Origin of the sequence: Pseudarthrobacter phenanthrenivorans Sphe3, from assembly GCF_000189535.1 — a bacterium.
GTDB lineage: Bacteria > Actinomycetota > Actinomycetes > Actinomycetales > Micrococcaceae > Arthrobacter > Arthrobacter phenanthrenivorans.
This window is the reverse complement of the sequence record NC_015145.1, coordinates 2526977-2540558: the sequence shown is the minus strand read 5'-3', so window position 1 is coordinate 2540558 and position 13582 is coordinate 2526977. Positions and strand designations below refer to the sequence as shown.

The 13582-nt window shown below is 66.7% G+C and carries 13 protein-coding genes and 2 tRNA genes; 11 read left to right on the top strand and 4 right to left on the bottom strand.

Going from position 1 to position 13582, the window contains the following annotated elements:
• Nucleotides 1-32: 32 nt before the first annotated feature.
• On the bottom strand, nt 33-629 hold the full coding sequence (locus ASPHE3_RS11835) for a hypothetical protein (RefSeq protein ID WP_049786132.1): 597 nt from the start codon (nt 627-629) through the stop codon (nt 33-35).
• A gap of 125 nt (nt 630-754) precedes the next feature.
• On the opposite strand from ASPHE3_RS11835, the gene ASPHE3_RS11830 reads away from it, so the two are divergent.
• From ASPHE3_RS11830 to ASPHE3_RS11815, 4 genes are read left to right on the top strand one after another with little or no spacing between them, the layout of a single operon-like run.
• On the top strand, nt 755-1555 hold the full coding sequence (locus ASPHE3_RS11830; RefSeq protein ID WP_013601440.1) for an MBL fold metallo-hydrolase: 801 nt from the start codon (nt 755-757) through the stop codon (nt 1553-1555).
• 42 nt (nt 1556-1597) lie between these two features.
• On the top strand, nt 1598-2374 hold the full coding sequence (locus ASPHE3_RS11825) for a fumarylacetoacetate hydrolase family protein (protein WP_013601439.1): 777 nt from the start codon (nt 1598-1600) through the stop codon (nt 2372-2374).
• A gap of 48 nt (nt 2375-2422) precedes the next feature.
• The gene (gene gltX / locus ASPHE3_RS11820; protein ID WP_013601438.1) at nt 2423-3937 is read left to right on the top strand and encodes a glutamate--tRNA ligase; all 1515 of its coding nucleotides are present in this window, start codon (nt 2423-2425) and stop codon (nt 3935-3937) included.
• Nucleotides 3937-4674 carry an HAD family hydrolase gene (locus ASPHE3_RS11815; protein WP_013601437.1) on the top strand — a complete coding sequence of 246 codons (738 nt, stop codon included), beginning with the start codon at nt 3937-3939 and terminating at the stop codon, nt 4672-4674. Before gltX ends, ASPHE3_RS11815 begins: the two co-directional genes overlap by 1 nt.
• Here the strand turns inward: ASPHE3_RS11815 and ASPHE3_RS11810 are convergent.
• Nucleotides 4671-5288 (bottom strand): hypothetical protein, encoded by a 618-nt coding sequence (locus ASPHE3_RS11810; protein WP_013601436.1) that lies wholly within the window; start codon nt 5286-5288, stop codon nt 4671-4673. The genes ASPHE3_RS11815 and ASPHE3_RS11810 overlap by 4 nt on opposite strands.
• Before the next feature lie 227 nt (nt 5289-5515).
• On the opposite strand from ASPHE3_RS11810, the gene ASPHE3_RS11805 reads away from it, so the two are divergent.
• The 5 genes from ASPHE3_RS11805 (at nt 5516) to ASPHE3_RS11785 (ending at nt 10084) form a co-directional block, all read left to right on the top strand.
• On the top strand, nt 5516-6121 hold the full coding sequence (locus ASPHE3_RS11805; RefSeq protein WP_041652135.1) for a hypothetical protein: 606 nt from the start codon (nt 5516-5518) through the stop codon (nt 6119-6121).
• Nucleotides 6122-6278: 157 nt separating this feature from the next.
• A tRNA-Gln gene (locus tag ASPHE3_RS11800) sits at nt 6279-6350 on the top strand.
• A gap of 139 nt (nt 6351-6489) precedes the next feature.
• Nucleotides 6490-6565, top strand: a tRNA-Glu gene (locus ASPHE3_RS11795).
• A 61-nt stretch (nt 6566-6626) separates the two neighbouring features.
• A complete protein-coding gene (locus ASPHE3_RS11790) occupies nt 6627-8465 on the top strand; it encodes a dynamin family protein (protein WP_013601434.1) in 1839 nt (612 codons plus the stop codon).
• Nucleotides 8462-10084, top strand: coding sequence for a GTPase (locus ASPHE3_RS11785; RefSeq protein WP_013601433.1), 1623 nt, complete (start codon nt 8462-8464; stop codon nt 10082-10084). The genes ASPHE3_RS11790 and ASPHE3_RS11785 overlap by 4 nt, the downstream gene beginning before the upstream one ends.
• On the opposite strand, the gene ASPHE3_RS11780 is transcribed toward ASPHE3_RS11785, so the two are convergent.
• Both ASPHE3_RS11780 and ASPHE3_RS11775 read right to left on the bottom strand, forming a co-directional pair.
• Complete coding sequence (locus ASPHE3_RS11780; protein ID WP_013601432.1) at nt 10081-10614, bottom strand: DUF1697 domain-containing protein; 534 nt, start codon at nt 10612-10614, stop codon at nt 10081-10083. The genes ASPHE3_RS11785 and ASPHE3_RS11780 overlap by 4 nt on opposite strands.
• A 54-nt stretch (nt 10615-10668) precedes the next feature.
• Complete coding sequence (locus tag ASPHE3_RS11775; protein WP_013601431.1) at nt 10669-11388, bottom strand: IclR family transcriptional regulator; 720 nt, start codon at nt 11386-11388, stop codon at nt 10669-10671.
• A 112-nt stretch (nt 11389-11500) separates the two neighbouring features.
• On the opposite strand from ASPHE3_RS11775, the gene leuC reads away from it, so the two are divergent.
• Both leuC and leuD read left to right on the top strand, forming a co-directional pair.
• A complete protein-coding gene (leuC, locus tag ASPHE3_RS11770; RefSeq protein ID WP_041652893.1) occupies nt 11501-12955 on the top strand; it encodes a 3-isopropylmalate dehydratase large subunit in 1455 nt (484 codons plus the stop codon).
• Nucleotides 12956-12964: 9 nt separating this feature from the next.
• A complete protein-coding gene (gene leuD, locus ASPHE3_RS11765) occupies nt 12965-13567 on the top strand; it encodes a 3-isopropylmalate dehydratase small subunit (protein ID WP_013601429.1) in 603 nt (200 codons plus the stop codon).
• Nucleotides 13568-13582: the final 15 nt, after the last annotated feature.

Sequence of the window (13582 nt, the reverse complement as noted above, 5' to 3'; positions counted from 1 at the left end):
TGCCGGACTTAGGTCCCGGCAGCCGCCGTCCTTCACCGCCGGGCGGCCTTGCGGGCGGCGTTCTTGAGGGCCTTGCGGGACACCGGCTTCAGCGCCTTCCGCGCCGCCTCTTCGGCGATGGCCTGGTTGCGGCGGGCATCGATCATGTCGTTCCACAGCGCCGTCGCGAAGACTCCGCCGTCCTGGGCATAGACGTCGTAGGGGTAGTCGGCAAAGACGGGCGGCACAGTGCTGCCGGTGGGTAGCGCCTTCCCGGTTACCTCGGCAACGGCGTCGGCGAGGGCCCAGGTCCTGGTCAGGTGCCGGGTCAGGTTCTTCTCGACAAAGCTACTGGCATCACTCGCGGCTGCGGCGCGTTTCAGGAGTGACTCCAGCTCCCCGGCGGCGGAACGGGCCGCGACTTTCTCCACCAGCTGTGAACCCGACGTGAGATCCTCCGCGAAGGCATCTACTTCCTCGCGCCAGTCAGTGGTCTCACGAAACTTCTTCCAGGTGGGAAACCAAACGATGCCACCCGTGGCGTGGTTGTGGATGTGCTGGAGCCCGCTGTTCTTCTCTGCCAGGGCATGGTCGTGGCCGGCGGCATCGGCGCCGGCGAGGAGTTCGGCAAGCGTAATCGTGGTGCTCATGGTGTCTGGTTCCGGCTTCCTGGTGGAGGGGGTGGTGTTCACTCGTGCTCAACCCGGCGCCGTGGGCGTTCTATTCCTCGGCCGGGAAACGCCAATGCCGCACGGGTGGATGCAAGGATGGGGTGATGACCCCAGCTCCGGCCCCCGACCTGCAGCGCAGTTCCGCCCTGACACAGTTCATCCTGGCACCGAATCCAGGGCCAATGAGCCTGGACGGGACCAACTCGTATGTTGTGCGGGCACCTGCCAGCCAGGCGGCAGTGGTGGTGGATCCCGGGCCGCTGGACGAGGCGCACCTTCAGGCCCTGGCCGCCGCCGGTCCCGTGGAGCTGATCCTCATCACCCACCGCCACGCGGACCACACCGCCGGTTCCGCGCGCCTGCACGAACTGACCGGAGCTCCGGTCCGTGCCGCCCTTCCCGGCCATTGCCACGGCGGAGGCGCCCTGCTGTCAGATGGGGAGGAAATCCACGCGGCAGGCGTGGAGATCCGGGTGGCGGCCACGCCCGGCCATACGTCGGACTCGGTCTGCTTCCACCTTCCCGGCGACGGTTCCCAGGGCTCGGTCCTGACGGGGGACACCATCCTGGGCCGCGGCACCACCATGCTCGACTACCCCGACGGAACCCTGGGCGACTACCTTGCCTCGCTGGACCGGCTCGAAGCGCTGGGGCCGGCCACGGTCCTGCCTGCCCACGGTCCGGTGCTCCCCTCGCTGGTGGAAACTGCCCGAGCCTACCGCAGCCACCGCCTCGAGCGGCTGGAACAAATCCGCGCGGCGCTGGACAGTCTGGGCCGGGACGCGGCGGCCGGTGACGTGGCCGCCGTCGTCTATTCCGACGTCGACCCTTCCGTGCGGCGGGCCGCTGAAACGTCCGTTGCCGCCCAGCTCCACTACCTGCGCGGCGGACCGCCGCAGCAGTAGGAACTGCCGGGACAAGCCTGTCGGGACGGTAGGGTAGGAGCCATGCGTATTGCCAGGTTTGTCGTTGATTCTGATCCCCTCTACGGCGTCGTCGAAGGTGAGACGGGCAGTGAGGAAATCACTGTCATCCACGGAGACCCCTTCTTCAACGGGGTGGAGCGCACGTCCGTCCGCCACAAGCTGGAGGATGTCCGGCTGCTTGCCCCCATCATTCCCCGGAGCAAGGTCATCGGCGTGGGGCGCAACTTCGTGGAGCACGCCCGCGAACTCGGCAACGAAGTCCCCGCCCAGCCGCTGCTGTTCCTGAAGCCCAACACCGCCGTCGTGGGCCCCAACGATCCCGTGGTACTGCCTGACTTCTCCGAGGAAGTCTCGTTCGAGGCGGAGCTCTGTGTTGTGATCGGCCGGATCTGCAAGGACGTGCCCGAGGACCGTGTGGATGACGTCATCTTCGGCTACACGTGCGGGAACGACCTCACCGCCCGGGATGTCCAGAAAACGGACCTGCAGTGGACCCGCGCCAAGGGCTTTGACACCTCGGCACCCTTGGGGCCATGGATCGAGACCGAGCTGGATACCGAGGACGTGCAGATCCAGGCGCGGCTTAACGGGGAGCTGCGGCAGGACGGAAATACGAGCCAGATGATCAGGGGAGTCCGTGAACTGGTGTCCATCGTCTCGCAGGCGTTCACCCTCCTGCCGGGCGACGTCATCATGACCGGAACGCCGGCGGGTGTGGGTTTGGTGAGCCCGGGAGACCGCATCGAGGTGGACATCGAGGGCATCGGCCGCCTGTCCAACCCCATCGTCCGCCGCTGACCCCCGCCGCCTGAACCACCGGCGGCAGACGGTAAAGTTGGAGCCACTATGACTACTGCTTCCGCGTCGAATGCTGCCTCCCTGCCCTCTGTATCTGCCGACACGCCCGTCCGGGTGCGGTTCTGCCCTTCGCCCACCGGTACCCCGCACGTCGGGCTGATCCGGACGGCCCTGTTCAACTGGGCCCATGCCAGGCACACCAAGGGCACTTTCGTTTTCCGCATCGAGGACACAGACGCGGCACGTGATTCGGAGGAGAGCTACCAGCAGCTGCTGGAGGCCTTGAAATGGCTCGGCATCACCTGGGATGAAGGCGTGGAGGTGGGCGGTCCCCACGAACCCTACCGGCAGTCGCAGCGGCTGGACCTCTACAAGGACGTCGTGGCCAAGCTGATCGACGCCGGCTACGCCTACGAGTGCTACTCGTCCCCCGAGGAGGTCGAGGCGCGCCACCGCGCGGCTGGCCGCGATCCGAAGCTCGGCTACGACAACTTCGACCGTGAATTGACCGACGAGCAGGTGGCCGCCTTCAAGTCCGAAGGCCGGCAGCCGGTGCTCCGGGTCCGGATGCCTGATGAAGACGTTACCTTCACCGACCTGGTCCGCGGTGAGATCACCTTCAAGGCCGGCAGCATTCCGGACTATGTCATCGTGCGCGCGGATGGCTCACCGCTGTACACGCTGGTAAACCCCGTGGACGACGCCCTCATGGGCATTACCCACGTGCTGCGCGGCGAGGACCTGCTTTCCTCCACGCCGCGCCAGGTTGTCCTCATCCGCGCACTGATGGAGATCGGCGTGGCCAGCTACGTGCCGGAGTTCGGCCACCTGCCGTACGTCATGGGGGAAGGCAACAAGAAGCTGTCCAAGCGTGATCCGCAGTCCAACCTGTTCCTCCTGCGGGACCGCGGCTTCATTCCCGAAGGACTCCTGAACTACCTGTCCCTGCTGGGCTGGAGCCTTTCCGCGGACGAGGACATCTTCACGGTGGAGCAGCTCATCGAAAACTTCGACGTCCATGACGTCCTGGCCAACCCGGCGCGCTTCGACATCAAGAAGGCCGAAGCCATCAACGGCACGCATATTCGGATGCTCGGAGCCGGGGACTTCCGGGAGCGGCTGGTCCCGTACCTGCGCTCCGCCGGGCTGGTGGGCGAGGAGCTCACGGAGCGGCAGGAGGAAATCCTTACCGAGGCCGCACCGCTGATCCAGGAGCGCATCGCCCTGCTGGGGGAGGCGCCGGACATGCTCGGCTTCCTGTTCAAGGACGATGACGCGATCGACGTGGCGGACGACGCGCGGAAGGGCCTGCCGGCGAACCTGTCCGAGGTGCTGGATGCTGCCCTTGCCGCCCTGGAAGGGGTGCAGGCCTGGACGGCTGAAGACATCCAGGCCGCGCTCAAGCAGGCACTGGTGGAAGACCTGGGCCTCAAGCCCCGCCTGGCGTTCGGTCCGGTCCGCACGGCTGTTTCCGGCCGCCGCATCTCACCGCCGCTGTTCGAATCCATGGTGATCCTTGGCCGGGAATCCTCCCTCAGCAGGATCAGGGCGTTCCGCGGCTGATGTCGGCTCCCAGCGCTGCCCGCACCGGTATCCTCGCCACGCCCTTCGGGACCGTGCGGGGGATCCTGTTCGATATCGACGACACCCTGGTGGACCTGGAATTATCGATGACCACCGCCCTGCGGGAAGTCAGCGAACACCTGCTGCCCGGCCTTGACCAGGCCGGGTGGGAGCGGTTCGGGCGGATTTTCACACACGAAACCACGCACTATTACGACCGCTACCTTGCAGGTGAACTGACGTTCAACGAACAGCGGTTGCTGAGGGGGCGCGCGGCGCTGGGCCACTTCGGCGTGGAGCTGGGTGAAGGCGAGCAGTCCCATCAGTGGCTGACGGCGTACATAGAGAAGCAACCCGCCTACGTGAAGCCGTTCCCGGATGTCATGCCGCTGCTGGATGTCCTGGACCAGGCCGGTATTCCCTACGGCGCCGTCAGCAACAACGTGCATGATTACCAGCGTGCCAAGCTGGACGGAGCGGGACTGGAGCGCGTCCGGAGGCTGGTGGGAACGGACACCATGGGCGTGGCAAAACCTGAACCCGCCATCTACCTGGAAGGGGTGCGGCTCCTGGGTACAGAACCGGCGGAGACCCTGTACGTCGGCGACAACCGGCTGTTGGACGTGGAAGGCTCGACGGCGGCCGGCCTCCTGGGCGTCTGGCTTAACCGGGCGGGGGAGCAGGTGCCGGAATTTGAGGGCAACGCCGTGTCCTCGCTGGCGGAGCTGCTCGCCTAGGAGGCTGCGGTTCCGTCCCGTTCGGCCCGCTCACGCAGGCCGGTCAGCATTTTGCGGATCATCCAGAAGTCGGCAACCTCCAGCAGTGCATAGAAAGCAATGGATGCGGGCTGCCAGCGGATGCGGGAACGGATCCGCGTAAGGAGCCGGGTGGTTCCGTCCGGTTGGGGGTCGAGCTGCCAGGCCCACGTGGTGTCACCGGGTGTGCCCCAGACCATCGAGCGCGGGTAGTCCAGTGAATAAACGTTGATCCCGTGTTTGCCGTCCGGGCTCATCGCCAGCACGTCGCCCGGTTCCAGGTCCTGCCATTCGGGCCGGATTCGCCGGGCGCTGGGATGCCCCAGGTTGTCCAGCAGGTCATAGCTGTACCAGCCTGCCCGCCGAACCCCCACCTGGGCGAGCCAGGGCCAGATCCGTTCGGGCGGCGCTCCGATGGTGATGGCCCGGGTAGCGTCGAATGTCGGAGACTTCACCAGGTCATCACCCGGCAATGCGCGGGCCACTTCATCAGGGGTGGCGCCCCACGTCAGGTGCCAGTGGCGCCACGCCCGGACCCCGGCAGCGATCCCCGCCGCACCCAGCAGGCCCATGACTGTCCGTGCTTTGTCTGCCACCGCATGTCCTTTCCGTCGGTCCTTTGCCCGGCCAGGGCTGTCCCGGCAAGCGTCCCCAATCACCTGCACCGCCGGCCAGAGGCCGAAGTCCTTGGACGCACCGCGGGCCTTTGGACTCTGGCTTCCGTTGGCTCACGCCCCGTAACCTCGGGGCAGGCAGGATCTCCGGGAGGTGCGCCGTGGGGAGTACACGGTTTTCAAAGAATCCTGATGCGCGCTTGTCGCCGGTGAACACAAGGCCTGCCCGCGGCGCCCGTGTCCTGGGGATGTGGTCGGCAGCGGCCACCGCGGCCACCTACATTATTTTCGATCTTGGCCTGGTCCTGGATCCCATGCTTTCCTCCCCTTGGGACGTCTGGGTCCCGATCGGTGCTTCGGCCCTGATCGCGCCCTCGTTCGTCCTGCTGACTGTCAGCATCCACTACTCCTGCTCGGCCGCAGCCAAGGTCTGGACGCACAGCTCTACTTTGTTTGCCGCAATCTATGCCGCGCTTGCGGAGATTGTGTACGTAACGTGGCTGTTCGTGGTGCATCCGCGGGCTTTGAGCGGGAGGGAAGAGGAAGTCCAGCTCCTGGTTTTCGGCCCGGGCAGTTTCATGCAAATGGTGGACGCGGCCGCCTACACCCTGATGGGGGTGGCGATCGCGCTCACGGCTGCAGCATTCGCGGGTTCGACGTTCAGGTGGCAGCGATGGCTGGCCCTCGCCAATGGTCCTGCTGCAATCCTGGTCTTTGTTTCCTACCTCACGTATGACGTGGTGTTCGGCGCACCTGCCGGCATCCTGGTCCCGGCGTATGCGATCAGCGTTTTCCTGTGGTTCCGCAAAGCGTAGAAGCGGCGCAGGGCAGCTGCCGGTGAGGCGACCGGCGGAACGACCGCGGGTGGGCTGGCCCGATTTGTGCGAGCAGAAAGTCTCAGGTAAAGTAATTTCTCGTGCTGAGGGGCACGGAGCAGGGCAAAAGCCCTGAAAACCGGCCCGAAAGTATCATTGGGATATGGTGTAATTGGCAACACTACGGTTTCTGGTACCGTCATTCTAGGTTCGAGTCCTGGTATCCCAGCTCTGGTTTGAGTCCCGGTTTTGGAACTCAAAACAGGCGGTTTCAGCCGGTTCGCCGATTTGAAACCAGAGCGAAGTGTGTGAAACAATCACTGAGCTTGACCGGCGGAAACGCCGGCAGGAAGTACGGCAAAGTACACGGCCCCATCGTATAGCGGCCTAGTACGCCGCCCTCTCACGGCGGTAACGCGGGTTCGAATCCCGCTGGGGTCACCAAGCAAATGGTCCCGGGCAAACGCCCGGGGCCATTTTTGCGTTCGGGCCCGCACGGTGTGTTGTGGTGAACCCCACCCAGGCCGCCCTGAACTGGCATGATGATCCTGTGACCTCCCCAAACGAGCACGAGGACCTGCAGGGTCCGCTACGCACGCCCTCCGGTGGTGCTGCGGCACTGGCAGCCGTAACACTGCTGGAAGAAGTGCGCGGTGACCTGGCCGCCGCCACCCTGCCCCTGGCCCTGCCCGACGCGGACCAGGCACGCCGCGAGGCGGCCAGCGCAGTGGCCCAGCTCGATGACTACATCCTCCCGCGGTACCGCAGCCTGGACGCACCGCTCCTTGCCGTCGTCGGAGGTTCCACCGGAGCGGGCAAATCAACCCTGGTAAACGGGATAGTGGGCCACCCCGTCACGCGTTCCGGGGCCATCCGCCCCACCACCCGGCAACCCATCCTCCTGCACCACCCCTCGGAAGCGGACTGGTTCGAGGGACAGCGCGTCCTGCCCAGCCTGAGCAGGATCCGCGGTTCGATCAGCAGCAGCGCGGTCCCGGCGAGCCGGGCAGGAGCAGCGCCGGACGCAACTGCCATGTCTTCCCTTGTCCTCGTGGCCGATCCGGGAGTCCCCGCGGGAATCGCAGTCCTGGACGCCCCCGATGTCGACTCCATCTCCGATGACAACCGCAAACTGGCTGCGCAGCTCCTGGCTGCCGCGGACCTGTGGATCTTTGTGACCACCGCCAACCGCTACGCGGACGCCGTACCCTGGAAACTGCTCCTGGACGCGGCCTCACGGGACATCATGGTGGGGGTGGTCCTGGACCGTGTGCCGGCCGGCGCCGAAGCGGAAGTAAGCGAGGACCTGCGCAGGCTCCTGGACCGGGAAGGCCTGCGCTCTGCCCAGCTCTTCGTCATCCCGGAAACCAGCCTGGATCCCATGGGCATGCTGCCCGCCGATGCCGTCCTGCCGCTGAAGGCGTGGCTGGGTGAACTGGCCGCCGATGCTGCGGGACGGTCCGACATTGCCCGCCGCACGCTGAACGGGACTGTGCGCGCCCTGGCCGGCCGGGTCTCCGCCGTAGCCATGGCAGCGCGTGAGCAACATCAGGCGGCGGACGCCCTGGAAGCTGCCGCCGTCGCGGCCTACCGGGACGCCGCCGAACGCATCCTGGATGCGACGAGGGACGGTGCGCTCCTGCGCGGCGAGGTGCTGGCCCGTTGGCAGGACTTCGTGGGCACGGGTGAGTTCTTCCGGACACTCGAGCAGAACGTGGGCCGGTTCCGCGACCGGGTGGGAGCGTTCTTCCGGGGCGAGCCGGCGCCCGCGGTGAGGGTTGAGGCAGCGATAGAAACAGGGCTGCAGGCGGTCATCGTCGATGAAGCGGCCAACGCCGCCGAAGATACCGACCAGCGCTGGCGCACTGACCCTGCCGGACGCCACCTGCTGGGAACGGACGATCTCTCCGGCACGACCCCGGGCTTTGCGGACCGGACCGCGGCAGAAATCCGGGCCTGGCAGGAAGCGCTGATGGAGCTGATCCGCACCGAGGGCCAGGGAAAACGAACCCAGGCCCGCTGGCTGTCGTTTGGCATCAACGGACTGGGCGCTGCGCTGATGATCGTGGTGTTTTCCATGACGGCCGGGCTGACCGGCCTTGAGGTGGGCGTCGCCGGGGGAACCGCCGTAGTGGGGCAGCGGCTGCTGGAGGCGGTGTTCGGCGAGGATGCCGTCCGACGCATGGCTGAAAAAGCCCGGGAGGACCTGCATTCCCGCTGCCAGCTTCTGTTGCAGGACGAGCGGCGGAAATTCCTTGACCGGCTTCCGGGACGCGACGACGATGCACCCGAACAACTTGCCGCCCACGCCGTCGCACTGCTCCGGCTGGCGGACGCCGCATGAGCAGGCACAGCGACACCCGCGAATCGTCCCGGCTGGACCGCCGGCTTGCCGCCCTGAACGATGCCCGTGAGCTTGGCGAAGGCGTCCTTCCCGACGACTCCCTCCAGGAGGTCCTCACCGTCCTGGAACGCGCCAGTTCCCGCCGGTCGCTTTCGGCGGACCACACAGTGGTGGGGTTCTTCGGGGCCACCGGCAGCGGGAAGTCCTCGCTGTTCAACGCGGTCAGCGGCGCTGAAATCGCGACGGCGGCAGCACGGCGTCCCACTACATCGGAACCTTTGGCAGGGGTCTGGGGAGTCGAGGGCAGCGAGCCGCTGCTGGACTGGCTGGACGTCCGCAACCGGCACCACGCCGACGCCGTGGAGGGTTTCGCCGATGAGGGCACTGGACTGATCCTCCTGGACCTGCCCGACTTCGATTCCACCAAGGCAGCCAACCGTGAGGTGGTGGAACGGATGGTGGGGCTGGTTGATGTCCTGGTGTGGGTGCTCGATCCCCAGAAGTACGCGGATGCGGCAGTGCACAACGACTTCCTGTCACGCCTGGCGTCGCACGGCGCCGTGACCCTGGTGGTGCTGAACCAGGTGGACCGGCTGCCGGAGCGGGATGTGCAGCCGGTGCTGGAATCCCTCCGGTCCATCCTGGCCCGTGATGGTCTCGCCAAGGTCCAGGTGCTCGCAGCCTCCGCCCTGACCGGGGCAGGCATTGACCAGGTCCGGGCGGCGATCCGCGGCGTGGCGGTCAAGCGCAAAGCCCAGTCGCAGCGGCTTGCCGCGGATATCACGAAAGCATCAGCCGACCTCGGCGCCGTCTCCGGCGAAGGTGCCGCGGCCGGCGTGCGGCCGGGGGCAAAAACCCGCCTGGCGGATGAACTGGCCGTGGCTGCCAACGTTCCGGTGGTGGTCCGGGCAGTGGGGCAGTCCTACCGGCTCGAGTCAGTCCGGCGCACCGGGTGGCCGGTGACCCGGTGGCTGTCCCGGTTCCGGGCTGATCCCTTGCGCCGGCTCAACCTGCGCAGCGCGGCGCCATCGGAGCTGAACAGGACATCCCTGCCGCCTGCGGGGGCGCCGGAACGGGCGCGTACCGACGCCGCTGTACGGGAATTCGCCGATGCCGCCAGCGCCGGTGCCCCCGGTCCCTGGCGTGCTGCCATCCGCGGCGCAGCGCGTGAGGGCAGGGACCGGTTGCCCGACGCCCTGGACCAGGCCATCGCCGGAACCGACCTCGCAGCAAACCGGAAGTCCTGGTGGTGGGGAGTCTTCAATGCTGTGCAATGGTTGGCGCTGCTGGCTGCCGTCGTCGGACTGGGATGGCTCGGGTTCCTGGCCGGCCTCGGCTATTTCCAGATGCCGGTGCCGGAGGTCCCCCGGGTGGAGGGGTGGCCCGTTCCCACGCTGCTGATCGCATCAGGGGTGGTGCTGGGGATTTTCCTGGCCATCACGGGACGGTTCATCGCTGCTGCCGCTGCCGGTGCCCGCTCGGCGAGGGCGCGGAAAAGGCTCAACGCGGCTGTCGCCGATGTGGCGGAGGAACTGGTAGTGGAACCGGTGGAGGTGGAGGTCAGCAGACTGGCCGCCTTTAGTGCCGCGCTGCGGACCGCGCGGGCGGGACATGACTAGGCTGCGGCTGCGTCCCTGACCTTGACCAGGGTCCGCAGGTTGCGTGTGGTGGTGGAGGCCTTGAACCTCGGTTTGGCTGAGGCTTTGCTGAAGGGGCTGTCCAAGGTTCCGCCGGCAGGTGCCAGCCAGGCCAGCGCCTCGGGGCCCAGCCGCGTCAGCTCCACACCTGCCAGTGCCGCGCCCGTGGCCTCGAGTTCGTCGAGCATTGCGGTGTCGGAAGCCAGGGTGATGTAGGTGTGGGTGGTTTTGTCATCGTCCGGGTACGGGCAGGCCGAGACCAGTTCTGCCACCCGGGCAGCCTCAAGGACCACCACCCACGCGTCGTAACCGAACGCTTGCCGGAGGCACTTTTCGCATTCCCGCTTCACGGCGGCTGCATCCAGGGCGCTGGTCAGCACGACGTTCCCGCTGGCCAGAAGGGTCCTGGCATCCGCAAAGCCGCAGTTCTCCAAGGCCTCCCGGAGCTCCGCCATCCTGATGTTGATGCCGCCGACGTTGATGCCCCGGAGAAATACTGCGTAGCTGCCCATGGCGAAAATCCTAGCGCCGGCAGCACCGGGGGAGGGGCAGCCGATCGTCCGGCCTCAGTCGTTGTTCTTGCGCAGGGCCTCGGTGAGTACCCGGCCCGCGTTGCAGACCACTTCGGCGTGCAGCCTGCCGGGCTGGCGGGTGAGCCGCTCGATTGGTCCGGAAATTGATACGGCGGCAATGACGCGTCCGGAAGGTCCCCGCACAGGAGCCGAAACGGACGCAACCCCCGGCTCACGTTCGCCGAGGCTCTGGCCCCAGCCCCGCCGTCGTACGCCCGCCAGGACGGTGGGCGTGAAGCGTGCGGACTGCAGCCCCTCGAGCAGGCGGTCATGGTCCTCCCAGGCGAGCAGCACCTGGGCTGCAGAGCCAGCCTTCATGGACAGCTGCGTTCCTACCGGAATGGTGTCCCGCAAGCCGATAGGCCGTTCGGCGGACGCCACGCAGACGCGCCAGTCGCCCTGGCGGCGGAAAATCTGGGCGCTTTCGCCGGTCGCATCGCGCAACTGCATCAGCACAGGGCCGGCAGAAGCGATCAGCCGGTCCTCGCCGGCAGCCGATGCCAGCTCAACCAGGCGGCTTCCCAGCACAAAACGGCCCTGGATGTCACGGCTCACGAGCCGGTGATGGACCAGGGCAAGGGCAAGGCGGTGGACAGTGGGCCGGGCGAGGCCGGTGGCCGCCACAAGCTGGGCCAGCGTGGTGGGCCCGGCCTCGAGCGCGTCCAGTACCTGGGCCGCTTTATCAATGACACCGACTCCACTAGAATTGTCCATGTAATGATATTGCCGTCTCAATATCTGAGATGCAAATCTTTCGGCTGGCGCAGTGCAGAGCCGTACTGGTTCAGTGGAACCATCAGCCAAACAGCAGTGAAGGGAGATGGCCATGGCAAAGACATTGGCCGAGAAAGTCTGGGACGCACATGTGGTGCGCAAAGGCGACGGCGAAGGAGCCAATGCCCAGCCCGACCTTCTTTTCATCGACCTTCACCTGGTCCACGAGGTCACGTCCCCGCAGGCCTTCGAGGGCCTGCGGCTGGCCGGCAGGAAGCTGCGCCGCCCGGACCTGACCATCGCCACCGAGGACCACAACACTCCTACGCTGGACATCGACAAGCCTATCGCCGACCTGACCAGCCGCACCCAGATCCAGACCCTGCGGAACAACTGCGCCGAATTCGGCGTCCGGCTGCACAGCCTGGGCGATGCCGAACAGGGCATCGTCCACGTGGTCGGCCCGCAGCTGGGCCTCACCCAGCCGGGCATGACCGTTGTCTGCGGCGACTCGCACACCTCTACCCACGGTGCCTTCGGCGCCCTGGCCATGGGCATCGGAACCTCCGAGGTGGAGCACGTGATGGCCACCCAGACCCTGTCGCTGAAGCCGTTCAAGACCATGGCCATCAATGTTGAGGGCACGCTCCGCCCGGGAGTGACAGCCAAGGACATCATCCTCGCCGTGATCGCCAAGATCGGCACCGGCGGCGGCCAGGGCTACGTCCTGGAGTACCGCGGCTCGGCCATCCGCGCCCTGTCCATGGACGCCCGCATGACCATCTGCAACATGTCCATCGAGGCCGGCGCCCGCGCCGGCATGGTGGCACCCGACGAAACCACCTACGCCTACATGAAGGGCCGTCCGCACGCCCCGCAGGGCGCTGACTGGGACGCCGCCGTCGAGTACTGGAACACCCTGCGTACCGACGACGACGCGACCTTCGACGTGCAGGTGGACCTCGATGCCAACACGCTGGAGCCGTTCGTCACCTGGGGCACGAATCCCGGCCAGGGCGTCTCACTGTCCCAGTCCGTCCCGTCCCCCGAGGACTTCGGCGACGAAAACGCCAAGGCCGCCGCGGAACGGGCCCTGCAGTACATGGGCCTCGAAGCCGGTACGCCCATGAAGGACATCCGGGTGGACACCGTCTTCCTGGGTTCCTGCACCAACTCCCGGATGGAGGACCTCCGTGCCGCAGCGGACATCATCCGCGGCCGGCAGAAGGACCCGAACGTCCGGATGCTGGTGGTGCCGGGCTCGGCACGCGTGCGGCTTGAGGCCGAGGCTGAGGGCCTGGACAAGGTCTTCAAGGACTTCGGCGCGGAGTGGCGCTTCGCCGGCTGCTCGATGTGCCTGGGCATGAATCCGGACCAGCTGGACGTGGGGGAGCGCTGCGCCTCCACTTCCAACCGCAACTTCGAAGGGCGCCAGGGCAAGGGCGGCCGGACCCACCTGGTCTCCCCGGTGGTGGCCGCAGCCACCGCCATCCGCGGCACCCTCAGCTCGCCGTCGGACCTCGATCCGGCCCCCGAATCCGCCGCCATCCGCACCAACGCAGCCTAGGACAACGCCATGGAAAAGTTCACCACGCACACCGGAATCGGCGTCCCGCTGCGCCAAAGCAACGTGGACACGGACCAGATCATCCCGGCCGTGTACCTGAAGCGCATCACCCGCACCGGCTTTGAAGACGCCCTGTTCTCGGCATGGCGCAAGGACCCGGCCTTCATCCTGAACCAGGCGCCGTTCAGCGCCGGCTCCGTCCTGGTGGCAGGCCCGGATTTCGGCACCGGATCCTCCCGTGAACACGCAGTGTGGGCGTTGAAGGACTACGGGTTCAAGGCCGTTCTCTCCTCCCGTTTCGCGGACATCTTCCGTGGCAACTCCGGCAAGCAGGGACTGCTCGCCGCACAGGTTGCCCAGGACGACATCGAGCTGATCTGGAAAGAACTGGAAAACGCCCCCGGCACTGAGGTTACTGTCGACTTGGTGTCCAAGACGGTGGTGTGCGGCAACATCGTGGCGCCCTTCGAGATCGACGACTACACCCGCTGGCGCCTGCTCGAGGGACTCGATGACATCGGCCTGACACTGCAGCACGAGGCGGACATCACTGCCTATGAAGCCACCAGGCCCGCCTTCCTCCCCAAAACCCTGCCGGCGCGCCTTTCCTGAGCGGACGGAAGCACC